Genomic DNA, 23,795 nt, shown 5'->3' with positions numbered 1-23,795 from the left:
TCTGCGCGAGTTCCGTGACCAGCGCGACCAGGGCGTGACCGGTGGGCCGGAGTGCCGGGCGGTCCGGACCGCCCGGGGTCGACGACTCTTGAGCCACCGCCACCTGTCCAGTACCGGCTGCATCCTGCCGCCCGCTACGTGCCTGGTTCGCAGACTGCCTGCTCTTGGTGTCAACCGCTGTAGAGGGTGGGCAGATCGACCAGGAGGAGGTCGTCACGACGGCCGGCCAGGTCGACCAGATCAGGGTAAAAGCCGTGCAGGGAGTACAGCGCCAGCGTGGTGGCGGCGGTGTCGTACCCCTGATCCGCGAGCAGGGCACGGATGCGTTCCAGGCGTTCCAGGTCACCGGTTCCCCGGCGGGCGGCGGTCGCCTTGGCCTCGCCCAGCAGCGCGATCCTCGCGCCGGGAGCCTGCGGGCGCTCACCGGCGGCCAGGGCGATGACATCGACCTCGTGCTTGGTCCGGGCGGCCTGGTCGGCGACCTCGGTGGTACCGACCGGGCCGGGCAGTCCGCCGGGCAACAGGGCGTGGGCGTACCGGCTGGTGAACTCGCGGGCCAGGTCCTCGAAGTGCGGTCCCAGGATCTTGGAGTTGAAGGTCAAAGTGGCCTGCTGCCACACCTGCTCGGCGAAACCCTGCTCCACGGCTGCGGCCTGCGGGAGGGTGATGAGCTGATTGAAGCGGATGACGGGGTCGGCGAGGGTGATGACGGGATGCCTGGAGCGGAGGATGTCCTGTTCCCGGCGGATGTAGCCGGTGGATTCCAGCACCCCGAGAGGATGGGCGACGGCGTTGCGCGGACGCTCAAGGGCGGCCCCGATCTTGCTGGGGGTGGTGGCGCCCCGCGCGATCGCGGTGAGGATGTCGTAGTACAGCGTGTGCTGCGTGATCCTCGGGTCCTCGCGCAACAGGTACTCGGTCTCGGTACGGGAGTACACGGCCCGGCCAGGATCGAGCAGTGTGCGGGTGAGCCAGGTGTCGAAGCCGTCGTCCGGATGCGGTCGGCCCGCCACCGGCCGGTAGCCGGGGGCCCCGCCCAGTACCGCGTGCACCTTCAGCGCGGTCAGCGGGTCGGCGATCTGCCAGAAGTCCCGGCTGTCGCGGTAGTCGAAGGCACCGAGCCATAGATCGACCACGGCGCGTCCGCGCAGCGGCTTGGTCCCCGAGAGCAATTCGTGCATGACGCTCATCGCGGAGCCGCACAGGATCAGCCGTGGACCCGGCCCGGCACCGGGCCGCGCACCCCGCTGGCGCTCGTCGTAGAGCTGTTGCAGCAGCCCGGGGATTTCAGGCGAGTGCTGGAGCAGATACGGCAACTCGTCGATCACCAGGAACGGGAGTGCCGAACGGGCGGTCACGTCAAGGGCGTTGGACAGAACGTCGCGCCAGTCGGTCAGGCGCAGACTCCCTGGCCGCAATCCGGCGTGGGTGGCGACGGCGTCACTGAACCGCTGGATGGCAGGCAGCCGCCCCTCCTCCCGGACCGCTGTGACGTACAAGCCGCCGACCTGCTCGGACAGGGCCTGTAGAAGGTACGACTTCCCATACCGCCGCCGCCCCGACACGATGCCGAGCCGCATCGCCGGATCCGGATCAGTGAGGAACTCCGCAAGCAGATCCCACTCCCGTTCCCGGTCGACGACGTCGTCGGGCTTGGCCGGCGTACTTGCCATCGGTCGTCCTCCCGACAACTCGACCCTGACGGATTACGTCGAAGTCTACTTCGACATTTTCCGTCGTACTGGAATTCTCCTCCGAATCGGCGATGAGCACCGATCCGGCCGGGAGGCGGGAACCTGCACCGAGGGAACAAAATGACTGGTCAGCGGCCCTTTTCATGCCTCCGTCGGGCCAGGAGTGGCGGCCCAGGCCGTTGCCTCGGCGAGGGACACCGCCCCGCGCGAGATCACTTCTTCCCCTTGGCCTGCTTCTCGTCGGGGGCCCGCGTTCCCTCGGTCTGCTTCTGCTCGGGAGCCTGCGTCGCCTCGGTCTGTTTCTCGTCGGTCTGTTTCTCGTCGGGCTGTTTCTCGTCGGCCTGCGGTTCCTGGACCTGCGGGGCGGCGGTCCGCGGTGCGGCGGCCTGCGGTTCCTCCGTCCGCGTGGCCGCCGCTGACGCCGTGGCCGTCGCCGTGGCCGACTGCCGGGCGCAGTAGGCCGCTACCTTCTCCGCGCCGCCCGCGGCCGTGACGAGCCGCTGCCACGCCGTCGAATCCAGCGCCTTTCCACGGCCCTTGACCTGCTCGTACGCCCGACAGTGGGCCAGCAGGTCGGCGGCCGTGGCCGGGCGGTCCCGGCGCGCGTGGTCCGCGGCGGATCCGGTGGCCGCGGACGACGCGGGGGCGGGGCCCGTGGCGGTCGGGCTCGTGGACGGTGCCGCGGACGGCCGGTCGCCGCCGCTCGTCGTACCGCCGCCGTCCGCCGGCCGCACGGACGGCACGGCGGGCCTGCGGTCCTCGTGCGCGGGCGACCCGGCCGAGGCGATGGCGGCGACGGCCAGGCCGCCCAGCGCGAGGCTCGCGAGCACCGCGGAGAGCGAGGCCCCGGCCGAGAGGCGGACGCGGCGCGGCCGGGAGCGCCGCCAGTCGTCGCGGCGCCGGGTCCGCGCCCGGTGCGCCCGCGTGCCGCGCGCGGCCCGGAACGCGGCGACGGCCCGCCGCTCGGCCTCCGGGTCGACACCGGCGCCGTCCCGCCGGACCACCGTGCCGATCCGCTCCCCCAGCGCCGCGTCCGGGCCCGCCTGCCCCTGGCCCCGCTCGGGCGCGACGCCGGCCCGGTGCGCCTGCCGACGACCGGACCGCCCGCCGTCACTGTGCCGTTCGCCCATGTCCGTTCCCTGTCCCACCCGAGCCGAGCGCCGTCCGCCGCGGCCCGCCAAAGCCCCGAGGCCGGGGACCCGCCGCCGTGCACGCCCGGCGGCACGGCAGCGCACGCCCGGCGGGACGCCCGGCCCTGTCGGCCTCCCCGGCTCCGTACGAGCCGTGCCCGCCGCCGTTCATGTCGCATCCCCCAGCGTGCCGGTGCCCTCATCCGTCACACCGCCGTCCGCCGCCGGCCGGCCGAGATCACGGCCGAGGCGTTTCAGCCCGCGGTACGCGGCCGTGCGCACCGCGCCGGGCCGCTTGCCGAGGACGCGTGCGGCGCCGGGGCCGTCCAGACCGACGACGACCCGCAGCAGCACGGCCTCGGCCTGGTCCCGCGGCAGCCCCCGGATCAGGGCGAGGGCGTGTTCGGTGGAGATGGCCTCCAGCGCCTGGTCGTACGTGCTGTGCGGGCCGGGCAGGTCCAGTACGTCCTGTTCCAGCCCGGTGGCCCGGGGCCGTACCCGCTGCCTGCGCAGATGGTCGAGGGCCCGGTGCCGGGCGATGGTCGCGGTCCAGCCGCGGAACCCTGCGCCGTCGCCCTTGAACCGGCCCAGGTCCCGGGCGATCTCCAGCCAGGCGTCGGAGGCCACGTCCTCGGCGTCCTCGCCGACGAGTCCGCGGAGATAGCCGAGCAGCCCCGGCTGCACGATCCGGTAGGCCACGGCGAAGGCGGTCTCGTCGCCGTCCTGGGCCCGCGCGACGGCCGCGCCCAGTTCGCCGTCGTACGCCTGCGGGCGGCGGCGTTCCCCTCCCTGGCCCAAGAACCGTCCTCGTCCGTCCGGAGCCGTGCCCGTGCTCGTGCCGCCGCTCCTCCTCACAGCGCACGGCATCGTGCGACACGGCGACTCGCGTCCCCCATGGTGATCAGCGCCGCACCTGACAGATGTGTCACAGCGCTTGTGTCACAGCGCTCGGCGGTCGTCAGCGCCCGGTCGCCGACGCCGTCGCGTCCCGGCACAGCAGGCGCAGCGAGCCCTGCCCGTCGAAGCAGCGCCGCGCCTCGTCCACCGGGTCCCACAGCCGGCCGTCGGGCGTGCGGACCCAGTGGTCGCCGCCGGTCGCCCACCACTCGGCGCCGGTCTGCCGGACGATCACCTCACCGGCGTAGGCGCCGAAGCCGCGCAGCACGTCCCGCACGGCGGCGTACGGCGGCCCCTCGCGCCGTATCTCGTCGATCATCCGGTCGACCCGCCACAGGCTCTGCGCCGAGTAGTCGAGCCGGACCCGCGCGCCCTCGCGCATCGTCGCCACCACGTCCGCCGCCCATCGCACGGGCTTGCTCGCGGCCTGCGGCCTGGTCCGCTGCTGTGCTGTCACCTGATGCGCTGTCACACAGTCAAGAGCGACACGGGCGCCGCTTTCGTCACCCGGATCCGCACCGGCGCGCGCAACCGGCGCAGGACCGCCCCACCTCTCTCGCACCACGGTCACAGGGCCGGCCCGGCTCAGCCCAGCCGGTTCGCCAGTTTCTGGAAGTCCGCCCAAGAAACGGACGGTTCACCCGGGTCCCACAGTTTCTGCACCGTGGCCCGCAGCGGCATCCGGATCCCGGCGGCCACCTGGTCCTGCGTCTGGGCGTTCGGGTCGTCGCACCACACGGCGAAGGATCCGCCGAGGATCTGCGGGTCGTAGTGGGCGGGCACGGCGGTGGTGCCGCGCAGCACCCGCGGGGTCCACTGCTCGTAGATGCGCTGCCCGGTGGGGTAGACGAAGGTCTGCGGCTGGCCGAGGACGTAGTACAGGAACTCGTCGTTGTAGTTGATGACCTTGCGTCCCTCGCCCAGGTAGTCCGTCGGTTGCCGGGCGCCTATCTCCTTGCCCGTCCAGTAGGCGACCTCCAGGTCCTTGGCGGGCTGCACGGAGGTGCCGCGGTAGAAGCCGTCGTTCCAGGCCCGCATCGTGCGCTGGTGGGCGCGGACCGTGTCGGCGCGGCCGTCCAGCCAGCCGGTCGCCAGGTCCTGGATGGTGCCGCCCGAGCCGTACGTTGTGCGGGCGGCGGCGGCCAGCTGTGGATAGGAGGCGGCGGGGTCGGGCACCGCGACCGCCTGGTACTCGTCGCCGCCGAGGTTCCAGTAGGGACCGGGGAAGACGCCGGCGAACTCGTTGAGGAGGTCGTCCACGAGGCCGGCCGCGGCGGGTTTGGAGATGTCGATGGCGCCGGGCGTGACGGTGCCCTGTGCGTTGCGCAGCTTCAGGTCGGGGTGGGCGGCGAGGACCGCGCCGAGGTGTCCGGGCGAGTCGATCTCGGGGACGATGTTGATGTGCCGGCCGGCCGCGAGGTCGGTGATCTTCTTGACCTGCGCCTGGGTGAGATGGTCCTTGGAGACGATCTCGGGGTGGGTCTTCGACTGGATCCGGAAGCCCTGGTCGTCGGAGAAGTGCAGCCCCAGCTCGTTGAACTTCAGGTCTCCCAGCTCACGTATTCGGTCCTCTATCCAGGACTCGGTGAACGGCTTGCGGGCGATGTCCAGCATGAAGCCGCGCCGCTGCTCGGCGGGCTCGTCGCGCACGACGCCCTCCGGGGCGGTGCCGCCGCCGTGCACCTCCTGCTTGAGGGTGCGGGTGCCGTAGAAGACGCCCGCGTCGGTGGGGCCGCTGACGGTGACGCCGCCGCCCCGCACGGTCATGGTGTACGACTCGGGGTTCGCCTTCTTGTCGCCGCTCAGCTCCAGCCGTACGTCCCCGGCCCGCATGTCCTGCTGCTGCCCCGCGTAGTCCAGGCCCAGCTCGCCCGCGATCAGCCTGCCCTCGTCGGCCAGGGCGGGGTCGGTCACCACGACCCGGTCGCCGCCGGCCGGGCGCCAGCCGGGGCCGCGCTCGGCGGTGTGCGAGCGGACGGCCGGAATGGTGCGGGGTGCCTGGGACAGCGGATAGGAGCGGCTGGGGCTCGGGGTGGCCGAACCCGGCCGTGCCACCCCGGCGGGCCGTGTCCCGCCGTCCGCGGAGGCCCAGACGCCCAGTCCGACGCCGAGCGCCACCGTGCAGACGAACGCTCCGCCGACCGCCGCGCGCCGCCGCCTGACCTGCTGCGCCGACTCGCGACGCCTGTGCTGGCTCACCTCGCCAACGTAAAGCCGATGTCGACGCGATGCGTCCACGAACGGTTCCCAAACTCTGCCGTCCGGGTGAAATCCGGGCATCCGTCGGACACGGCATGACCACTCTCGATAACGTGGTGACACACCCTTCACAGCATCCGCTGCCGCCCCACATGTGACGCGAGGACCCACGCTGCCTGCGCACCGTCTCCCGTACCCGTCCGGGTCCTCCGGCGGAGTGGCCATACCGGCGCTCCCGGAGCAGACCCGCGTCCCGCCGTACCCCGGCCGACTGGCCGGATTCAACGCCGCCAGCGCCGACGAGGCCCACGAGGCCCTTCTGACCTGCTTGAACAGCCCGCGCTGGGCCCAGCGGGTCGCCGCCCACCGCCCCTACCCCGACCTCGACGCGCTGCTGGCCGCGGCGGACGAGGCGGCGTACGACCTGACGCCGGCGGACCTGGCCCAGGCGCTGGCCGCCGAGACCCCGCAACCCCTCCCGGAGGGCACCTACTCCGCCGCCCACACCGCCCTCAGCGCCGCGCACGCCGCCTACGAGGCCCGCTTCGGCCATGTCTTCCTCATCCACCTGGGCGGCATCCCGCCGGACGAGGCGCTGGACCGCACCCTCGAAGGCATCCGCTCCCGGCTGGCGAACGACCCGGACGAGGAACGGGTGATCACGGCAGAACACCTGCGGCGCCTCGCACGGCAACGTCTGGTGGAGCGGCTGAGAAGCGGGGGGAACCGCAGCACACCCGGGGCCCCGCCCCGGTAGCCGCGCCCCCGAGGCGCCTCCCGGCGCCCGCCCGATGACCCGTCCGTGCACCTTTGAGCACCGTTTTGATCACACCGGGAGGCCCCCCGCCGAGCGCCGCGGGCACCCCGCTACCATGCTGGGGGCCGGTGGACCGTACCCGGCCGGGCCCGACCGACACCGAACAAGCCGGCGCGGCCCTTGTCCCCGCTCCCGGAGGGTTCTTCCGTGCCGGCTGGAACGCTGTACCGCGGCCGGGAAGGAATGTGGTCCTGGGTGGCTCACCGAGTCACCGGCGTCCTCATCTTCTTCTTCCTGTTCGTTCACGTGCTGGACACCGCTCTCGTGCGTGTCTCCCCCGAGGACTACGACAAAGTCGTAGCCACGTACAAGACGCCGATCGTCGCGCTGCTGGAGTACGGCCTCGTCGCCGCCATCCTCTTCCACGCGCTCAACGGCCTGCGCGTCATCGCCGTCGACTTCTGGTCGAAGGGCCCGCGCTACCAGAAGCAGATGCTCTGGACGGTCGTAGGTGTCTGGGTCGTCCTGATGGCCGGTTCGATCTACCCGGTGCTCGGCCACGCCGCTCGTGTCCTGTTCGGGAGCTGACGCCGATGTCCACCACTGAAACCACCGCTTCCGGGATCGGCCCCGTCGAGGGCGAGTCCCTGTACAGCGTCGACCACCCCGCGCCGCTCATCGAGGCCCCGCGCCTGCGGACCAAGAAGACCCCGAAGTCCACCCGGGGCAACTTCGAACTGGTCGCCTGGCTGTTCATGCGGCTGTCCGGCATCGTGCTGGTCGTCCTGGTCCTCGGCCACCTGCTCATCCAGCTGTTCCTGGACGGCGGCGTCTCCAAGATCGGCTTCGCCTTCGTGGCCGGCCGCTGGGCGAACCCGTTCTGGCAGGTCTGGGACCTCGCCATGCTCTGGCTCGCGATGCTGCACGGCGCCAACGGCCTGCGCACGATCATCAACGACTACGCGGAGCGCACGAACACCCGGCTGTGGCTGAAGGGCCTGCTCTACACCGCCACGGTGTTCACCATCCTGCTGGGCACGCTGGTGATCTTCACCTTCGACCCGAACATCCGCTAGGCACGGGGCTGCGAGAATCATGAAGATCCACAAGTACGACACCGTCATCGTCGGCGCCGGCGGCGCGGGCATGCGCGCGGCCATCGAGTCGACGAAGCGCAGCCGCACCGCGGTCCTGACCAAGCTCTACCCCACCCGCTCCCACACGGGCGCCGCGCAGGGCGGCATGGCCGCCGCGCTGGCCAACGTGGAGGAGGACAACTGGGAGTGGCACACCTTCGACACGATCAAGGGCGGTGACTACCTGGTCGACCAGGACGCCGCCGAGATCCTGGCGAAGGAGGCCATCGACTCGGTCCTCGACCTGGAGAAGATGGGCCTGCCGTTCAACCGCACCCCGGACGGCACCATCGACCAGCGCCGCTTCGGCGGCCACAGCCGCAACCACGGCGAGGCCCCGGTCCGCCGCTCCTGCTACGCGGCCGACCGCACCGGCCACATGATCCTCCAGACGCTGTACCAGAACTGCGTCAAGGAGGGCGTGGAGTTCTTCAACGAGTTCTACGTCCTGGACCAGCTGATCACCGAGGTCGACGGCGTCAAGCGCTCGGCCGGCGTGGTCGCCTACGAACTGGCGACCGGCGAGATCCACGTCTTCCAGGCGAAGGCCGTGATCTACGCGTCCGGCGGCTGCGGCAAGTTCTTCAAGGTGACCTCCAACGCGCACACGCTGACCGGCGACGGCCAGGCCGCGGTCTACCGGCGCGGGCTGCCGCTGGAGGACATGGAGTTCTTCCAGTTCCACCCGACCGGCATCTGGCGCATGGGCATCCTGCTCACCGAGGGCGCCCGCGGTGAGGGCGGCATCCTGCGCAACAAGGACGGCGAGCGCTTCATGGAGAAGTACGCGCCGGTCATGAAGGACCTCGCCTCCCGCGACGTCGTCTCCCGCTCCATCTACACGGAGATCCGCGAGGGCCGCGGCTGCGGTCCCGAGGGCGACCACGTCTACCTGGACCTGACGCACCTGCCGCCGGAGCAGCTGGACGCCAAGCTGCCCGACATCACCGAGTTCGCCCGTACCTACCTCGGCATCGAGCCGTACACGGACCCGATCCCGATCCAGCCCACCGCGCACTACGCGATGGGCGGCATCCCGACGAACGTCGAGGGCGAGGTCCTGTCGGACAACACCACCGTCGTGCCGGGCCTGTACGCGGCCGGCGAGGTCGCCTGCGTGTCGGTGCACGGCGCCAACCGCCTGGGCACCAACTCCCTGCTGGACATCAACGTGTTCGGCCGCCGGGCCGGCATCGCCGCCGCGGAGTACAGCCAGAAGGCCGACTTCGTCGAACTCCCCGAGGACCCGGCGTCGTTCGTCGTCGAGCAGATCGAGCAGCTGCGCGACGCGACGGGCACCGAACGTGTGGCGACGCTCCGCCGCGAGCTTCAGGAGTGCATGGACGCCAACGTCATGGTGTTCCGCACCGAGCAGACGATCAAGACGGCGGTCGAGAAGATCGCGGAGCTGCGCGAGCGCTACAAGAACGTGTCGATCCAGGACAAGGGCAAGCGGTTCAACACGGACCTGCTGGAGGCCGTCGAGCTGGGCAACCTGCTGGAGCTGGCCGAGGTCATGGCGGTGTCCGCGCTGGCCCGCAAGGAGTCCCGCGGCGGTCACTACCGCGAGGACTACCCGAACCGCGACGACGTCAACTTCATGCGCCACACCATGGCGTACCGCGAGGTGGGCGACGACGGCACCGAGTCCGTCCGTCTCGACTACAAGCCGGTCGTCCAGACCCGCTACCAGCCGATGGAGCGTAAGTACTGATGGCAACCCCTGTTCTGGACAAGGTGGAGGCGGAGGCCGCGGCGTCCCCCTACATCACGGTCACCTTCCGCATCCGCCGCTTCAACCCGGAGGTCTCGGCGGAGTCCACGTGGGAGGACTTCCAGCTGGAGATCGACCCGAAGGAGCGGGTCCTCGACGGCCTCCACAAGATCAAGTGGGACGTCGACGGCACCCTCACCTTCCGCCGCTCCTGCGCCCACGGCATCTGCGGTTCCGACGCGATGCGGATCAACGGCAAGAACCGCCTCGCCTGCAAGACGCTGATCAAGGACCTCAACCCCGAGAAGCCGATCACGGTCGAGCCCATCAAGGGCCTCACGGTCCTCAAGGACCTGGTCGTGGACATGGATCCGTTCTTCCAGGCGTACCGGGACGTCATGCCGTTCCTCGTCTCGAAGGACACCAACGAGCCGACGCGCGAGCGGTTGCAGTCGGCCGAGGACCGCGCCCGCTTCGACGACACGACCAAGTGCATCCTGTGCGCGGCCTGCACGTCGTCCTGCCCGGTCTTCTGGAACGACGGCCAGTACTTCGGCCCGGCGGCGATCGTCAACGCGCACCGTTTCATCTTCGACTCGCGTGACGACGCCGGCGAGCAGCGCCTGGAGATCCTCAACGACCGCGACGGCGTGTGGCGCTGCCGCACCACCTTCAACTGCACGGACGCCTGCCCGCGCGGCATCGAGGTGACGAAGGCGATCCAGGAGGTGAAGCGGGCGCTCATCACGCGCCGCTTCTGACGCCCCGCCCGCACACCGCCGAAGGCCCCGTTCTCCCTCCGGACGTCCGGAGGGAGAACGGGGCCTTCGCGCTGTCGGACGCCCTCCCCGGCCCGGGGAGCCGGCCGTCCGTCCGGGAGAGCGGTCCGGCCGGCCGCGCCGGAACGGGTCAGGTCAGCGGCCCCGGGCGCCGGTCGATCGCCGTCAGGTCGATCTCGATGTCGAAGGGCACGGTGAGCTTGAGACGGTCGTGGAAGATACCGCTGAGCGCGTACGTCGTGGTGGCGGGGTCGAGTTCGTAGACGTGGACGACGGGGAAGCCCTTGTTCTCGTCCTGCTCGACCCGCCAGAAGTGCGGGACCCCGGCCTGCGCGTACTTGCGGGGCTTGACCTCGCGGTCGCGCTCGCGGGAGTCGGGGGAGACGACTTCGACGGCGAGGACGACGTCTTCGGGTCCGTACCACGTCTGGTCCGGCCCCGTCCCGGCCCTCGTGTGAAACACCACGATGTCCGGCTCCGGCCGGTTCTTCTTGTCGAGCCTCACTGTCATGTCGCGGTCGACGTCCAGTTGGTCCGGCGCCTGATTCAGGAGCGCGTGGTCCAGGAGACGCGCGGCATACGCGTGGAACCTGGTCTGCGGGCTCCGGAAGACAAGGGCCCCGTCGATCAGTTCCGTGTGCGAGGGAAGACCGGGAATCCGGTCGAGGTCGTCCGCGGTCCAGCCCTCGGCGGGCGGAACCGGCCAGCGGGTGATCGGCTCGGTTCCCCGCTCCGTCTCGGCGTGGGGCGTGTCGTCCATCGCTGCTTCCATACGACGGAGTCTCGCCCGCCCCTTCGCGTACCCAGGAGGAATACGGACCGCCTCACCTCAACGAGTGATCACGACCAGGTCCCCCGGACCGGTCCCGGAAGGCGCCGGATCCGCCCCGCTAATGTGACGTCATGTCAGACGAAGAGTCGTACGAGCTGCTCGGTTTTGACAATGTGCTGGTGCCCGTCGGGGACCTCGGCGAGGCCGTCGGGTTCTACCAGCGGGCCGGGTTCACCGTGGGGTACCGGTTCGACGAGGGCGGGATCGCGCTGCTGAAGGTCGGCGGCGAGACGCCCGGGATCCTGCTGCGGGCCGAGGAGGAGTTCGGGCACCGGCCGCCGCCGTGGCCCGCGCCGCGGATCTGGCTGGAGGTGCCGGACGCGCGGGTGGCGGCGGACCGGCTCGCCGATGCCGGGATCGCGACGCTCGACGAGCCGGCCGCCGTGGCCACCGGGTGGGCCGTGGAGATCGCCGACCCCTGGGGCAACGTCATCGGGTTCACGGACTACTCGAAGCGGCCGGAACTGGGCCGGCGGTCCTGAACCGCCGACCGGGCGTCAGATCCAGTCCAGCTGCCAGAGCCGGAACACGCCGGTACCGTCCGAGAGGTACTGGCCGCCGCCGACGTCCTCGCTGCTGACCGTGTACTGCTTGGCCTGCCACAGCGGGATCAGCGGCACGTCGGTCGCCACCTGCGTCTGCAGGTCACGGAAGTCCTGGGCCGCGTCGGTGCGATCGGCGTACTTCTGGCTGTCCAGGATGACGTCGTCGACGGCCTTGCTGCGGTAGGCGGTGCCCAGGGTGGAGCTGCTGCCGACGAGCGCGGCGCCGAAGGTGTCCGGGTCGGGGTAGTCGGCGACCCAGCCGACCGCCCAGGCGTCCATCTTCCCGGCCGCCCAGCGCTTTTGGAAGTCGGTCCACTCGTAGCCCTCGACGTCCACCTTGAACAGCCCGTCCGCCTCCAGTTGCTTCTTCAGCAGGGCGGACTCCCCGGCGCCCGCGCCGCGGCCCTTGCCGTAGCCGAGGGTGATGTGCACCGGCAGCTTCACCCCGGCCGCGGTGAGCAGTTCCTTCGCCTTCGCGGGACTCCGGGTCGGGTAGTCGTCGAAGAACGACGTGGTGTGGCCGGTGAGGCCGGTCGGGATCAGCGAGTACAGCGGGTCGACCGTGCCCTGGTACACGGTGGCGGCGAGTTCCTCGCGGTTGACCAGCCAGGCCATGGCCTGGCGCACCCGTACGTCGTGCAGCGGCGAGTCGGTGCGGGTGTTGAGGTACAGGTTGCGGGTCTCGGAGCTGTCGGACTCGGTGACGCGCTGGTTCGGGTCGCTCGCGTTGAGGCCGGACAGCACGCCCGGCGGCAGCTGACGGGTGGCGACGTCGACCTGCTTGCCCTGCCACGCCTTGTCGAGGGCCTCCGAGTCGCTGTAGTACCGCATCTCGATGGGCCGGCCCGTGTCCTTCAGGTAGCCCTGGTAGTGCGTGTTCGGTGCGAGGACGGCCCGCTGGTCCTTGGTGTACGAGGTCAGCGTGTAGGGGCCGCTGCCGTCGACCCCGGAGTCGGTGCGCAGGCGGTCCGCCGGGTACTTCTCCCGGTCGACGATCGCACCGGCGCCGGTGGCCACCTTGAACGGGAAGGTGGCGTCCGGCGACGACAGGTGGAAGGTGACGGTGTCCTTGCCGTCCGCGGTGACCGAGCCGAGGGTGGAGAGCAGCGACGCCGGGCCGAGATCGGAGTTGATCTTCTTGATCCGGTCGAAGGAGTACTTCACGTCCTCGGCGGTCATCTCCCGGCCGCTGCGGAAGGTGATCCCCTCGCGCAGGCTGCACCGGTACGTCTTCAGGCCGCTGCCCACGAAGCCGCAGCTGCGCGCCGCGTCCGGCACGGGCTTCACGCCGTCCGGCTCGTACGTCAGCAGCGACTGGAAGACGCTGCTGTACAGGGCCCAGGAACCGGCGTCGTAGGCACCGGCCGGGTCGAGCGAGGTGATGGCGTCCGTCGTGCCGACCTTGATGGTCTTGTTCTTGTCGGCCTGCGACGGCAGCAGTTGCCAGCCGCCCACTCCCACGATCGCCAGCACGATCAGCGTCACGAGAATACGCATGCGAACCGATCGCATGGTGATGCCCTCCCCGGGCCTACCGCGGGCCCTACCCCTGGCCTTGCACAAGTGCCACGCCCCGGCGCGGCGCCGCTCACCTAATCACACGTGTTTGGCCAGAGGGAAGAGTATTGGGCAGAGATGTGCGAGAACTTACCCAGCACGTGTTACCGCCGAGTTTCACAGTCTGTTCACAGTGGTCGGTTCATCACGATATGGCGGGATTCAATTCATGCCGATATGCCGCTATTGGACTGCCGTGACCTGCGCATTCACAGCACGCGCCGAGCGCGTCACCGCTCCATAGGGTTACGTGTGGGGGTGTGGTGGCACCCGGGACGGTCAGATCCGTCCCGAGGCCAGCTGAACGACCGTGATGTCCGACGGCGCCCCGACCCGGGTGGGCGGACCCCAGGCACCCGCGCCCCGGCTGACGTACAGCTGGGTGTCGCCGTAGCGCTCCAGGCCCGCCACCGTCGGATTGGCCGCCGCCGCGAGCAGGCTGCCCGGCCAGAGCTGGCCGCCGTGCGTGTGCCCGGAGAGCTGGAGGTCGACGCCGTGCCGGACGGCCTCGTGGATCTGCACCGGCTGGTGCGCGAGGAGCACGCACGCCCGTGCCGGGTCGCGGTCGCCGAGGGCCTTGCCGAAGTCCGGGCCCTGGCCCTCGCTCTCGCCCTGGACGTCGTTGACCCCGGCGAGGTCGAAGCCGGGCAGTTCGGTCCGGGCGTTCTCCAGCGGGCGCAGCCCGAGCCGCCGTACCTCCTCGACCCACTGCTCGGCGCCGGAGAAGTACTCGTGGTTGCCGGTGACGAAGTACGCCCCGTGCCGCGCCGACAACTGGGCGAGCGGCGCCGCCGCCGGACCCAGGTCGTGCACGCTGCCGTCCACCAGGTCGCCGACGACCGCGATCAGATCGGGCTGGGTCGCATTGACCGTGTCCACCACCCGCTGCGCGAAACCCCGGCCGAGTACGGGGCCGAGGTGGATGTCGCTGACGACGGCGATACGGAACCCGTGTGCCGAGCGCGGGAGTCTGGCCAGCGGGACGGTGACCCGCTTCACCCGCGGTCCGCGCAGCACACCGTAGGTGCCGTACCCGGTCGTGGCCACGGCGGCCGTGGCCGCGGCCCCGCCGACCACCCGGGAGACGAAGAGACGGCGGGAGGGTTCCGGCCGGGCGGACGGGGCGGATTCCGGACCGATGTCGGGAGCGGTGTCCGGGCCGGTGTTCAGGTCGGTGTTCAGGTCGGTGCCCGGGGCGGTGTTCGGGCCGGTGGCGCGGGGCGGCCCGGCGGCCGGGGCCGGCTGCGGCGCCGGCTCCCGGGGCGCCGCCTGAGCCGGTACCGGTGGCGCGCCCGCCGGCACCGCCACCGGGGCCGGGGCGGTACGGCCCGCGGCGGACCGCGACGTCAGCCGGCGCAGCAGCGGCCGTGCCGCCTCCCCCACCACCACCGCCAGCAGGAGGTAGAGCGCCAGCGCCATCCAGAGGAAACCGGGCCAGGCCAGGGCCCGTTGGAGCCAGAACGGAACCCCGGAGCGCTCGGCGACCAGGGCCGCGACCATCAGGACCGGGCCCGCCACGAACACCGCCGTGCCGGTCCGGCGGGCGAGGCCCGGCCCGGCCGTCGTGTCACGGACCAGGCGCCGCCAGACGTACCAGTGCAGCCCGGCGACGACGGCCACCACGGCCAGTGCGCCGAGCACCAAGACGATGACCACTCCGCTGTGTCCCCCGCGTTCTTCCCGCTATGACGTCCGACGCAGTGCGCGCAGTCCGCGCAACCCGATGACCCCGATGATTGTCCCCAAGAGGAAGGAGACGATCGCCAGCAGCAGATGCACCCAGAAGTACGCCGTCGGGTGCCCGTTGTCGAAGGCGAGCCCGCTGCTGTCCTTGACCAGGTTCTTGACGAAAGTGACCCAGATGACCCAGCTCCACACCCCGAAGACGAGCAGGAACCAGGACACCGGGCGGCTGAGCTTCATACCTTCAGTATCACCGTCGGCTGTCCGGATCCGTGTCCGGGGTGGGGCGGGCCGGAAGACTTCACGGCCCGCGACAGGTACGTTCTCGACCGTGCCCGTTCCTCATCAGACCGTGAGGCGATCTCTGCTGGTCTCCTCCGCCGCCTTGCTGTCCCTCTCGCTCACGGCCCCCGCCGCCCTGGCGGCCCCCGGCCCCTCGACTGGTCCGTCGGCCACGCCACCGGCGCAGATGTCGACGGTGGGGGGTGTCCGCCTCGGCCAGGCGGGCACCCAGGTCGACCTGGCGGGCGGCGCACCCGTGCTGCCCAAGGACCTGACCGCGCGCTCCTGGATCGTCGCCGACGCCGAGACCGGCGACGTGCTCGCCGCCCACAACGCGCACTGGCGGCTGCCCCCGGCGAGCACGCTGAAGATGCTGTTCGCCGACACCGTGCTGCCGAAGTTCCCCGCCGCGACGAAGCACAAGGTGGTGCCGTCGGACCTGGCGGGCGTCGGCGCCGGATCCAGCGTGGTCCCGGTGACGGAGGGCCAGACCTACACGGTCCGCGACCTGTGGCTGGGCGTCTTCCTGCGCTCCGGCAACGACGCCGTGCACGTGCTGTCCGCGATGAACGGCGGCATAGCCGAGACCGTCCGGGACATGCAGACGCACGCCGACGATCTGCAGGCCCTCGACACGAACGTGGTCAGCCCCGACGGCTACGACCAGCCGGAACAGGTGTCGTCGGCGTACGACTTGACGCTCATCGCCCGCTCCGGGCTGCAGAAGAAGGACTTCCGCGCGTACTGCTCCACGGTCCGGGCGAAGATCCCGGTCGGCACGGAGAAGGAGAAGGGCAGGACGGTCGAGCGGACCACGGAGATCCAGAACACCAACCGGCTGCTCAGCGGCGACACCGACGTCCCCGTCTACCAGGGGATCGCGGGCGTGAAGAACGGCAACACCACCAACGCGGGCGCCACCTTCACCGGTGTCGCGGAGCGCAACGGCAGGGTGCTGCTGGTCACCGTCATGAACCCGGCGAACAACGCGCACAACGAGGTCTACAAGGAGAGTTCGAAGCTCCTCGACTGGGGCTTCGCGGCGGCCGGGAAGGTACAGCCGGTGGGCGAGCTGGTGCCGCCGAGGAGCGCGCAGGCCACGGCCTCGCCCAGCGACGGACCGAGCACGGCGCCGGGTGCCACGTCGCCCGCCGACGGCAAGGGCGCCGGTGCGGCGGCCGGCGGGGCCTCGACCGAACCGGTGGCCGCCGCCACGGACGGTTCGAGCGGCGTCGGGACCGCGCTGGCGATCGCCGGCGGGGCGCTGGTCGTGCTGGCCGGCGGGGTGTTCCTGGTCAATCGCCGATGGCCGCTGCCGGATCTGGTGCGCCGTCGGACGTCCCGTTCCTGACCTCGGCCCCGTCGCTCTGCGTCGCCGTCCAGGCGGCGCAGAACAGCACCAGTTTCGCGGTGAGGTTGATCCACAGCAGCAGCGCCACGGGCACCCCGAAGGCCCCGTACATGCTCTTCGTCGCGACGCCCTGGATGTAGCCGCTGAGCAGCAGCTTGAGGAGTTCGAAGCCGACCGCGCCGATCAGTGCGGCGACGATCAGCCGGCGGCGCGGCGGCTCGACCCCGGGCAGCAGGGTCAGGACGTAGAGCAGCACCAGGAAATCGGCGAGCACGGCGACGGCGAACGCGGCGACGCGCAGCAGGAGGCTTCCCCAGCTCGCCCGGTCCAGGCCGAGCTGGTCGGAGACCCAGCCGACCAGCGCGGACGCCACGGTCGAGATGGCGATGGTCGCGAGCAGGGCACCGCCGAGGCCGACGAGGACCCCCGCGTCGACGGCCTTGCGCAGGACGGGGTTCTCCGTGGCCTCGGCCCGTTCCCACACCGCCCGCAGGCAGTCACGCATCTGGCCGACCCAGCCGATGCCGGTGAACAGCAGGACGGCACCGGCGATGAGTCCGACGGTGCCCGCGTTCTGCACCAGGGCGTTGATGTCCAACTGGTTGGAGATGCCCGGGACCTGTTCGGCGATCTTCTTCTGGAGCTGTGCCTGCTGCGCCGTGCTCAGGGTGGCCGCGGCGATCGACGCGGCCACGGTCAGCAGCGGGAACAGCGCGATGAAGCTGATGAACGTCATCGCGGCGGCCAGCCGGGTCCACTTCACCCGGTCCAGGCGCTCGTACGCCCGCCAGGCGTGCGTGGCGGTCAGCCGCGTGACGAGCGGGCCGATCCCGGGGAGCCTCTTCAGCCAGTCCATGATCCGACTCTGCCCTCTGCGGGGAACACCAATGTCCGGGTACCCCAGAAGCGCAGGATCGTGGCGAGGCCCATGCCGATGCCGGCACCGGAGACGGTGTCGGCGTACTGCGAGGTCAGGCCGAGGCCGTAGTGGCTGACGGCGATGCACAGGAGCTGGACGAGGGCGCCGGCGAGGTTCACGGCGACGAAGACGGCGTACGGGCGCACGCCCCTGGGCTGCGCGTGGCGGTAGGTGCCGTGCGCGTTGCCCAGGTAGGCGACCGTGCAGCCCGCCGCGAACGCCAGGGTCTTCGCGGTGAGCGGGTCGAGGTCGGCGGGGCCGCGCAGCCAGGTGAAGAGGGCCAGGTCGGTGGCGTAGGCGAGGAGCCCGGCGGTGGCGAAGCCCACCAGCTCGCGTCGGGCGGCCGTCACCAGTTCGCCACCGCCAGCCCGTACATGGCGAGCCAGGCCAGCCCGATCAGGGCCAGCGCGCGGTCGTGCAGGACGACGTCCTCGGGCTCGCCCGCGGTGCCGCGGTCGGCGAAGACGGCGTACCGGAGGATCGCGAGGATGAAGGCGACCATCGACAGCTGCCGCCAGGGCAGCACGCCCGCGTGCGGGCCGCCGCCCTCCTCCAGGGCCCACATGCAGTACGCGAGGACGGCGACGCCCGCGGCCAGTTGCCAGACGAAGCGCAGGTATCCGGTCGTGTACTCGGTGAGCAACGCGCGCGTGGCGCCCGCTTTTCCGGCCGTCTGGAGGGCTTCCGAGTAGCGCTTGGCCGACACCATGAACAGCGCCCCGAACCCGGTGGTGATCAGGAACCAGCGGGACAGCGGGATGCCGAGCGCGACCCCGCCGATCATCGCGCGCATCACGAAACCGATGGTGACGACGGCGAGATCGGCGACCAGGACGTGCTTGAGGCTGACGCAGTACGCCAGTTGCAGCACGACGTACGCGGTCAGCAGGGCCGCGACGAGCGGCGAGGTCAGCCAGGCGGCGGCGGTCGGCGCGAGGACGGCCAGGACGGCTCCGGCGGCGTAGGCGAGGGGTACCGGGACCTGGCCCGCGGCGACCGGGCGGCGGCACTTGGTGGGGTGGGCGCGGTCCGCCTCGGCGTCGCGGGCGTCGTTGATCAGGTAGACGGCGGCGGCGCAGGCGGTGAACAGGACGAAGACGAGGGCGACCTGGGTGAGCGCGTGCCGGGAGAAGATCTGCCCCGCGGCGGCCGGGGCGGCGGCGACGAGGCTGTTCTTCACCCACTGCTTGGGCCGGGTGGTGCGCAGCAGGCCGCCCAGGACGGTGCCCTTGGCGGGGGGCGCGGCGGACGCGGTGGAGTTCCGCCGCCGCTCGGGCAGCCCGGCCTCGCCGGCGTGCACCCCGTCCGTGAGGGGCGCTGTCTCAGTCATGGCCGCTCCCGGTCATCCAGCGCGCGCCGAGCCGTGCGGTGAGCGCGCCCAGGGCCGCGCCGGCGGCGACGTCGGTCGGATAGTGCACGCCGACCACCAGACGGGACAGGCACATGGCGGCGGCCAGCGGCGGGAACCCGTAGGCGCCCAGCGCCCCGAACGCCACCGCGGCGGCGGTCGCCGAGGCGGCGTGCGAACTCGGGAAGGAGTACCGGCCGACGGTGCGGACCAGCGGCTCGACGTGCCCGGGGCGCGCTCGGCGCACCAGGCGTTTGACGCCCGTGCTGGTGAGGTGGGCACCCGCGACGAGCGCCGTCGCGCGCAGCCAGGAACCGCGCCGCGCGCCGTCCGCCACGGCCGCGGTCAGGCCCGCGGCGAGCCACAGCGCGCCGTGCTCACCGGCCAGCGACAGGCCGCGTGCGGCGGACGCGACGCGCGGATCGGCACCGCAGCCGCGGAATGCGGAAAGGATCCGGTCGTCCATGTCGTCCATGTGGTCCATGTGGTCCATGTCGTCCATGTGGACCCACTGTTCACCCCCACACCGCCAGAATTACGGCAATATTGAGCGACATCCCATTAATCACCCATTTCGGGGAGAGATTGGATGTTTCTTAATTAATCGCCCGCATAGGGGCGATACGGTCACCGGCATGTCTGGAGCCATGGTTTCCGTCACCGGCTGGGGTCGCACCGCCCCCACCTCAGCCCGGCTGGTCCGCCCGCGGACGTACGAGGAGGCCGTGGCCGCCGTCCGCGGCTGCGGGGCCCGCGGCGGCATCGCGCGGGGCCTGGGCCGGGCCTACGGGGACGCGGCGCAGAACGCCGGCGGTGCCGTGCTCGACATGACCGGCCTCGACCGCATCCACGCCATCGACGCCGACGGCGGCACCGTGCTGTGCGACGCGGGCGTGTCCCTGCACCGGCTGATGGAGGTGCTGCTGCCGCTCGGCTGGTTCGTACCGGTGACGCCCGGCACCCGCCAGGTGACGGTCGGCGGGGCGATCGGCGCCGACATCCACGGCAAGAACCACCACGTCTCCGGCTCCTTCGCACGCCATGTGCTCGCGCTGGAACTGCTCACCGCCGACGGCGAGATCCGCGCGGTCGGCCGCGGCACGCCCCTGTTCGACGCGACCACCGGCGGCATGGGCCTGACCGGCGTGATCCTGACCGCCACCGTGCGGCTGCTGCCGGTGGAGACCTCGTACATGTCGGTCGACACCGAACGCGCCACCGACCTCGACGACCTGATGGCCCGGCTGACCGCCACCGACCACCGCTACCGCTACTCGGTCGCCTGGATCGACCTGCTGGCCCGGGGCACGGCCACCGGCCGCGCCGTCCTCACCCGCGGCGACCACGCGCCCCTGGAGGCGCTGGAGGCGGGCACGCGCGCGCGGCGGCGCCCGCTGTCCTTCCGCCCCCGGCAGCTCCCGCCCGCCCCGCCCCTCGTCCCGGAGGGCCTGCTCGGCCGCACCAGCGTGGGCCTGTTCAACGAGATCTGGTACCGCCGGGCGCCACGCGCGCGTACCGGCGAACTCCAGCGGATCCCCACCTTCTTCCACCCCCTGGACGGCGTACCGCACTGGAACCGGATCTACGGCCGCGGCGGCTTCGTCCAGTACCAGTTCGTCGTCGGACACGGCCAGGAGGAGGCCCTGCACCGGATCGTGCGCCGCATCTCCGCCCGCCGCTGCCCGTCCTTCCTGGCCGTCCTCAAGCGCTTCGGGGAGGCGGACCCCGGCTGGCTCTCCTTCCCGGTGCCCGGCTGGACGCTCGCCCTGGACGTCCCCGCGGGCCTGCCCCGGCTCGGCGCCTTCCTCGACGAACTGGACGAGGAGGTCGCCGCCGCGGGCGGCCGTGTCTACCTCGCCAAGGACTCCCGGCTCCGCCCCGACCTGCTCGCCCCGATGTACCCCCGGCTCGCCGACTTCCGCGCCCTGCGCGCTCAGCTCGACCCGCGCGGGGTGTTCGTCTCGGACCTCGCCCGCCGCCTCGGCCTGTAAAGCCCCTGAAGTCCCCCTCCCTTGGAGCTGTCGTGAAGGACGCCTTCGGCCTCCCCCAGTCCCTGCTCGTCCTCGGCGGTACGTCGGAGATCGCCCTGGCCACCGCGCGCCGGCTGATCGCTCGCCGCACCCGCACCGTGTGGCTCGCGGGCCGCCCCTCGCCCACCCTGGACAAGGCCGCCGAGGAACTGCGCGGCCTCGGGGCGGACGTCCGCACCGTCGCCTTCGACGCGCTCGAACCCGAATCGCACGAGGCGGTGCTCGGCAAGGTCTTCGCCGAGGGCGACGTCGACATGGTGCTGCTCGCCTTCGGGATCCTCGGCGACCAGGCCCGCGACGAACGCGAGCCGGTGAGCGCGGTCCGGGTCGCCCAGACCAACTACACCGGCGCGGTCTCGGCCGGCCTGATCGCGGCCTCCGCGCTCCAGACGCAGGGCCACGGCTCCCTGGTCGTCCTCTCCTCGGTGGCCGGCGAGCGGGCCCGCCGCTCCAACTTCATCTACGGCTCCAGCAAGGCGGGCCTGGACGCCTTCGCCCAGGGCCTCGGCGACGCACTGCACGGCACGGGCGTGCACGTCATGGTCGTACGCCCCGGATTCGTACGGTCCCGGATGACGGCCGGCCTCGACGAGGCTCCCCTCGCCACCACGCCGCAGGCCGTGGCCACGGCCATCGAACTGGGCCTACGGCGCCGAGCGGAAACCATCTGGGTACCAGGCCCCCTCCGCCTGCTCATGACAGCCCTACGCCACACCCCAAGAGCGCTGTTCCGCCGCCTCCCGATCTAACGACCCCAAAGACCCACGAGGAACCACGCGCAACCGACTTCCACCCACGTACACCCCCGCCCGCCCCCCAGAGGGGCGCGATGAGCTGCGCGACCAACCCCCACCCAGAGGGGCGCGGGGAACTGCGCGACCAACCCCCACCCACCCGCACCCGAACACCCACGGTCCACCCCACACACACAGGGGCGCGGGGAACTGCGTGACCAACCCCCACCCAGAGGGGCGCGGGGAACTGCGCGATCAACCCCCACCCACCCGCACCCGAACACCCACCGTCCACCCCACACACACAGGGGCGCGGGGAACTGCGCGATCAACCCCCACCCACCCGCAGCCAAACGCCGCCGCGACAACCCACACCCCCGACCCCGCGAACCCCCCACCTACCCCCAGCCGAACAACAACCCCCTCACGCCCCACCCAGCGGAGCGCTCATCGCACGGCCCGCCTGCGGCGGCACCAACGCCCCTCCGAAGGCGAACTCCCGCAACTTGCGCCACACCCCGTCGGGCCCCTGCTCGTAGAGCGCGAACCCGGTGCACGGCCACTCGGCCTCGAACCCGGCCAGCTCACGGAAGGCACGGTCCATCGCCGCGTCCTCAATACCGTGCGCCACCGTGACGTGCGGGTGGTAAGGAAACTGCAACTCGCGCGCGAGCGGACCGGAACCGTCACGCACCCGCGTCTGGAGCCAGGTGCAGGTCTCCGCGCCCTGCACGACCTGGACGTAGACCACCGGCGACAACGGCCGGAAGGTCCCCGTGCCGGACAACCGCATCGGGAACGGCCGGCCGGCCGCGGCGACCTCGGTCAGATGGGCCTCGACGGCCGGCAGCGCGGAGGCGTCGACCTCCGTCGGCGGCAGCAGCGTGACGTGCGTGGGGATGCCGTGAGCCGCGGCGTCGCCGAAGCCCGCGCGCCGCTCCTGGAGCAGGCTGCCGTGAGGCTCCGGGACCGCGATCGACACGCCGATCGTTACGGTCCCCACGTCGTCTCCTGTCGTCGTCTGCCGTCGTCTGACGTCATCTGTCGTCGGCCGGGCCGGGTCGCCGGTTCCGTACTCGGCCGTCCGACTATCGACTCTAAGGCCACAGCCGAGTCATGGGCAGGCGCAGCCGAAGTGATGTGCGGCGCCCCGCCCGATGCCCGTGTGTGCGGTCGTGCGCCTCAGTGCTTGGCGGGCAGGAATCCCACCCGGTCGTACGCGCGGGCCAGCGTCTCCGCGGCCACGGCACGCGCCTTCTCGGCGCCCTTGGCGAGGATCGAGTCGAGCGTCTCGGGATCGTCCAGGTACTGCTGGGTCCGCTCCCGGAACGGCGTCACGAAGTCGACCATGACCTCGGCGAGATCCGTCTTGAGCGCCCCGTAGCCCTTGCCCTCGTACTTCGCCTCCAGCTCGGACACCGCCGTCCCGGTGAGCGTCGAGTAGATCGTGAGCAGGTTGCTCACGCCCGGCTTGTTCTCGGCGTCGTAGCGGATGACGGTGTCGGTGTCGGTGACCGCGCTCCTGACCTTCTTGGCGGTGGTCGCGGGCTCGTCGAGGAGGTTGATGAGGCCCTTCGGCGTGGAGGCCGACTTGCTCATCTTGGCGGACGGGTCCTGGAGGTCGTAGATCTTCGCCGTCTCCTTGAGGATGTACGGCTTCGGCACGGTGAAGGTCGCCCCGAACCGGCCGTTGAAGCGCTCGGCGAGGTCGCGGGTCAGCTCGACGTGCTGGCGCTGGTCCTCGCCGACCGGGACCTCGTTGGCCTGGTAGAGCAGGATGTCGGCGACCTGGAGGATCGGGTACGTGAACAGGCCGACGGAGGCGCGGTCGGCGCCCTGCTTGGCGGACTTGTCCTTGAACTGCGTCATGCGGGACGCCTCGCCGAAGCCGGTGAGGCAGTTCATGACCCAGGCGAGCTGGGCGTGCTCCGGGACATGGCTCTGGACGAACAGCGTGCAGCGCTCCGGGTCGAGGCCGGCCGCGAGGAGCTGGGCGGCGGCGAGCCGGGTGTTGGCGCGCAGTTCCTTCGGGTCCTGCGGGACCGTGATCGCGTGCAGGTCGACGACCATGTAGAACGCGTCGTGGGACTCCTGCAGGGCCACCCACTGGCGGACGGCGCCGAGATAGTTGCCGAGGTGGAACGAGCCCGCGGTGGGCTGGATTCCGGAGAGCACGCGGGGACTGTCAGAGGCCATGTTCACCATTCT

Annotated in this window: 24 protein-coding genes; 9 read left to right on the top strand and 15 right to left on the bottom strand. The window is 71.4% G+C overall.

The genetic code is table 11. From position 1 onward, the window contains the following. Positions 1-170: 170 nt before the first annotated feature. The 5 genes from ACFC09_RS05645 to ACFC09_RS05625 form a co-directional block, all read right to left on the bottom strand. The gene (locus ACFC09_RS05645; protein WP_376524202.1) at positions 171-1,673 is read right to left on the bottom strand and encodes an ATP-binding protein; all 1,503 of its coding nucleotides are present in this window, start codon (positions 1,671-1,673) and stop codon (positions 171-173) included. Positions 1,674-1,906: 233 nt separating this feature from the next. Next, the gene (locus tag ACFC09_RS05640; protein ID WP_376524201.1) at positions 1,907-2,824 is read right to left on the bottom strand and encodes a hypothetical protein; all 918 of its coding nucleotides are present in this window, start codon (positions 2,822-2,824) and stop codon (positions 1,907-1,909) included. Positions 2,825-2,992: 168 nt separating this feature from the next. Continuing rightward, complete coding sequence (locus ACFC09_RS05635; protein WP_376524200.1) at positions 2,993-3,622, bottom strand: RNA polymerase sigma factor; 630 nt, start codon at positions 3,620-3,622, stop codon at positions 2,993-2,995. A gap of 160 nt (positions 3,623-3,782) precedes the next feature. Next, positions 3,783-4,178: a hypothetical protein gene (locus tag ACFC09_RS05630; RefSeq protein ID WP_376524199.1), complete on the bottom strand. Its 396-nt coding sequence runs from the start codon at positions 4,176-4,178 to the stop codon at positions 3,783-3,785. A 128-nt stretch (positions 4,179-4,306) separates the two neighbouring features. Continuing rightward, the gene (locus tag ACFC09_RS05625) at positions 4,307-5,920 is read right to left on the bottom strand and encodes a glycoside hydrolase family 20 protein (protein WP_376524198.1); all 1,614 of its coding nucleotides are present in this window, start codon (positions 5,918-5,920) and stop codon (positions 4,307-4,309) included. A gap of 217 nt (positions 5,921-6,137) precedes the next feature. On the opposite strand from ACFC09_RS05625, the gene ACFC09_RS05620 reads away from it, so the two are divergent. The 5 genes from ACFC09_RS05620 to ACFC09_RS05600 all read left to right on the top strand — a co-directional run bounded on the left by ACFC09_RS05620 (position 6,138) and on the right by ACFC09_RS05600 (position 10,288). After that, positions 6,138-6,677, top strand: coding sequence for a 2-oxo-4-hydroxy-4-carboxy-5-ureidoimidazoline decarboxylase (locus ACFC09_RS05620; protein ID WP_376524197.1), 540 nt, complete (start codon positions 6,138-6,140; stop codon positions 6,675-6,677). A 207-nt stretch (positions 6,678-6,884) separates the two neighbouring features. Further along, positions 6,885-7,265: a succinate dehydrogenase, cytochrome b556 subunit gene (gene sdhC, locus ACFC09_RS05615; protein ID WP_351745517.1), complete on the top strand. Its 381-nt coding sequence runs from the start codon at positions 6,885-6,887 to the stop codon at positions 7,263-7,265. Between the two features lie 5 nt (positions 7,266-7,270). Further along, positions 7,271-7,753, top strand: coding sequence for a succinate dehydrogenase hydrophobic membrane anchor subunit (locus ACFC09_RS05610; protein WP_376524196.1), 483 nt, complete (start codon positions 7,271-7,273; stop codon positions 7,751-7,753). 19 nt (positions 7,754-7,772) lie between these two features. Next, positions 7,773-9,527, top strand: coding sequence for a succinate dehydrogenase flavoprotein subunit (gene sdhA, locus ACFC09_RS05605; protein WP_376524195.1), 1,755 nt, complete (start codon positions 7,773-7,775; stop codon positions 9,525-9,527). Continuing rightward, positions 9,527-10,288, top strand: a complete 762-nt coding sequence (locus ACFC09_RS05600; RefSeq protein WP_376524194.1) for a succinate dehydrogenase iron-sulfur subunit — start codon at positions 9,527-9,529, stop codon at positions 10,286-10,288. Before sdhA ends, ACFC09_RS05600 begins: the two co-directional genes overlap by 1 nt. A gap of 148 nt (positions 10,289-10,436) precedes the next feature. Here the strand turns inward: ACFC09_RS05600 and ACFC09_RS05595 are convergent, their stop codons facing one another. Continuing rightward, positions 10,437-11,066 (bottom strand): Uma2 family endonuclease, encoded by a 630-nt coding sequence (locus ACFC09_RS05595; protein ID WP_376524400.1) that lies wholly within the window; start codon positions 11,064-11,066, stop codon positions 10,437-10,439. A gap of 143 nt (positions 11,067-11,209) precedes the next feature. On the opposite strand from ACFC09_RS05595, the gene ACFC09_RS05590 reads away from it, so the two are divergent. Further along, complete coding sequence (locus ACFC09_RS05590; RefSeq protein ID WP_376524193.1) at positions 11,210-11,620, top strand: VOC family protein; 411 nt, start codon at positions 11,210-11,212, stop codon at positions 11,618-11,620. Between the two features lie 15 nt (positions 11,621-11,635). Here ACFC09_RS05590 and ACFC09_RS05585 read toward each other — a convergent pair whose 3' ends face one another. The 3 genes from ACFC09_RS05585 to ACFC09_RS05575 form a co-directional block, all read right to left on the bottom strand. Then, positions 11,636-13,180: an ABC transporter substrate-binding protein gene (locus ACFC09_RS05585; RefSeq protein WP_376524192.1), complete on the bottom strand. Its 1,545-nt coding sequence runs from the start codon at positions 13,178-13,180 to the stop codon at positions 11,636-11,638. 339 nt (positions 13,181-13,519) lie between these two features. Further along, positions 13,520-14,896 carry a metallophosphoesterase gene (locus ACFC09_RS05580; protein ID WP_376524191.1) on the bottom strand — a complete coding sequence of 459 codons (1,377 nt, stop codon included), beginning with the start codon at positions 14,894-14,896 and terminating at the stop codon, positions 13,520-13,522. Between the two features lie 27 nt (positions 14,897-14,923). After that, positions 14,924-15,163: an SCO4848 family membrane protein gene (locus ACFC09_RS05575; protein WP_376524190.1), complete on the bottom strand. Its 240-nt coding sequence runs from the start codon at positions 15,161-15,163 to the stop codon at positions 14,924-14,926. A 91-nt stretch (positions 15,164-15,254) separates the two neighbouring features. Here ACFC09_RS05575 and ACFC09_RS05570 point away from each other — a divergent pair, with 91 nt between their 5' ends. Continuing rightward, positions 15,255-16,556, top strand: coding sequence for a D-alanyl-D-alanine carboxypeptidase family protein (locus ACFC09_RS05570; protein ID WP_376524189.1), 1,302 nt, complete (start codon positions 15,255-15,257; stop codon positions 16,554-16,556). On the opposite strand, the gene ACFC09_RS05565 is transcribed toward ACFC09_RS05570, so the two are convergent. From ACFC09_RS05565 to ACFC09_RS05550, 4 genes are read right to left on the bottom strand one after another with little or no spacing between them, the layout of a single operon-like run. Further along, positions 16,501-17,412, bottom strand: a complete 912-nt coding sequence (locus ACFC09_RS05565; protein WP_376524188.1) for a YihY/virulence factor BrkB family protein — start codon at positions 17,410-17,412, stop codon at positions 16,501-16,503. The genes ACFC09_RS05570 and ACFC09_RS05565 overlap by 56 nt on opposite strands. Next, complete coding sequence (locus ACFC09_RS05560) at positions 17,400-17,825, bottom strand: GtrA family protein (RefSeq protein ID WP_376524187.1); 426 nt, start codon at positions 17,823-17,825, stop codon at positions 17,400-17,402. The genes ACFC09_RS05565 and ACFC09_RS05560 overlap by 13 nt, the downstream gene beginning before the upstream one ends. Further along, positions 17,822-18,805: a decaprenyl-phosphate phosphoribosyltransferase gene (locus tag ACFC09_RS05555; protein ID WP_376524186.1), complete on the bottom strand. Its 984-nt coding sequence runs from the start codon at positions 18,803-18,805 to the stop codon at positions 17,822-17,824. Before ACFC09_RS05555 ends, ACFC09_RS05560 begins: the two co-directional genes overlap by 4 nt. After that, a complete protein-coding gene (locus tag ACFC09_RS05550) occupies positions 18,798-19,307 on the bottom strand; it encodes a phosphatase PAP2 family protein (protein ID WP_376524398.1) in 510 nt (169 codons plus the stop codon). Before ACFC09_RS05550 ends, ACFC09_RS05555 begins: the two co-directional genes overlap by 8 nt. Before the next feature lie 151 nt (positions 19,308-19,458). Here ACFC09_RS05550 and ACFC09_RS05545 point away from each other — a divergent pair, with 151 nt between their 5' ends. Both ACFC09_RS05545 and ACFC09_RS05540 read left to right on the top strand, forming a co-directional pair. Beyond that, positions 19,459-20,814, top strand: coding sequence for an FAD-binding protein (locus tag ACFC09_RS05545; RefSeq protein WP_376524185.1), 1,356 nt, complete (start codon positions 19,459-19,461; stop codon positions 20,812-20,814). 32 nt (positions 20,815-20,846) lie between these two features. Continuing rightward, the gene (locus tag ACFC09_RS05540; protein WP_376524184.1) at positions 20,847-21,602 is read left to right on the top strand and encodes a decaprenylphospho-beta-D-erythro-pentofuranosid-2-ulose 2-reductase; all 756 of its coding nucleotides are present in this window, start codon (positions 20,847-20,849) and stop codon (positions 21,600-21,602) included. A 409-nt stretch (positions 21,603-22,011) separates the two neighbouring features. Here ACFC09_RS05540 and ACFC09_RS05535 read toward each other — a convergent pair whose 3' ends face one another. Both ACFC09_RS05535 and trpS read right to left on the bottom strand, forming a co-directional pair. Then, positions 22,012-22,590, bottom strand: coding sequence for a 2'-5' RNA ligase family protein (locus tag ACFC09_RS05535; RefSeq protein WP_376524183.1), 579 nt, complete (start codon positions 22,588-22,590; stop codon positions 22,012-22,014). A 179-nt stretch (positions 22,591-22,769) separates the two neighbouring features. Further along, entirely contained in the window at positions 22,770-23,783 is a 1,014-nt protein-coding gene (gene trpS, locus ACFC09_RS05530; RefSeq protein ID WP_376524182.1) for a tryptophan--tRNA ligase, read from the bottom strand. Positions 23,784-23,795: the final 12 nt, after the last annotated feature.

It is taken from the genome of Streptomyces sp. NPDC056161, assembly GCF_042268025.1.
In the GTDB taxonomy this organism is placed as follows: Bacteria; Actinomycetota; Actinomycetes; order Streptomycetales; family Streptomycetaceae; genus Streptomyces.
The sequence above is the reverse complement of the archived record's forward strand: the minus strand, read 5'-3'. Positions and strand labels throughout refer to the sequence as shown.

Coding starts and splice junctions, on each gene's coding strand:
- ACFC09_RS05600 (WP_376524194.1), top strand. CDS start 9,527: ATGGCAACCCCTGTTCTGGACAAGGTGGAGGCGGAGGCCGCGGCGTCC.
- ACFC09_RS05575 (WP_376524190.1), bottom strand. CDS start 15,163: ATGAAGCTCAGCCGCCCGGTGTCCTGGTTCCTGCTCGTCTTCGGGGTG.
- ACFC09_RS05645 (WP_376524202.1), bottom strand. CDS start 1,673: ATGGCAAGTACGCCGGCCAAGCCCGACGACGTCGTCGACCGGGAACGG.
- ACFC09_RS05610 (WP_376524196.1), top strand. CDS start 7,271: ATGTCCACCACTGAAACCACCGCTTCCGGGATCGGCCCCGTCGAGGGC.
- ACFC09_RS05545 (WP_376524185.1), top strand. CDS start 19,459: ATGTCTGGAGCCATGGTTTCCGTCACCGGCTGGGGTCGCACCGCCCCC.
- ACFC09_RS05590 (WP_376524193.1), top strand. CDS start 11,210: ATGTCAGACGAAGAGTCGTACGAGCTGCTCGGTTTTGACAATGTGCTG.
- sdhA (WP_376524195.1), top strand. CDS start 7,773: ATGAAGATCCACAAGTACGACACCGTCATCGTCGGCGCCGGCGGCGCG.
- ACFC09_RS05565 (WP_376524188.1), bottom strand. CDS start 17,412: ATGGACTGGCTGAAGAGGCTCCCCGGGATCGGCCCGCTCGTCACGCGG.
- ACFC09_RS05550 (WP_376524398.1), bottom strand. CDS start 19,307: ATGGACCACATGGACGACATGGACGACCGGATCCTTTCCGCATTCCGC.
- ACFC09_RS05640 (WP_376524201.1), bottom strand. CDS start 2,824: ATGGGCGAACGGCACAGTGACGGCGGGCGGTCCGGTCGTCGGCAGGCG.
- ACFC09_RS05585 (WP_376524192.1), bottom strand. CDS start 13,180: ATGCGTATTCTCGTGACGCTGATCGTGCTGGCGATCGTGGGAGTGGGC.
- ACFC09_RS05595 (WP_376524400.1), bottom strand. CDS start 11,066: ATGGACGACACGCCCCACGCCGAGACGGAGCGGGGAACCGAGCCGATC.
- ACFC09_RS05555 (WP_376524186.1), bottom strand. CDS start 18,805: ATGACTGAGACAGCGCCCCTCACGGACGGGGTGCACGCCGGCGAGGCC.
- trpS (WP_376524182.1), bottom strand. CDS start 23,783: ATGGCCTCTGACAGTCCCCGCGTGCTCTCCGGAATCCAGCCCACCGCG.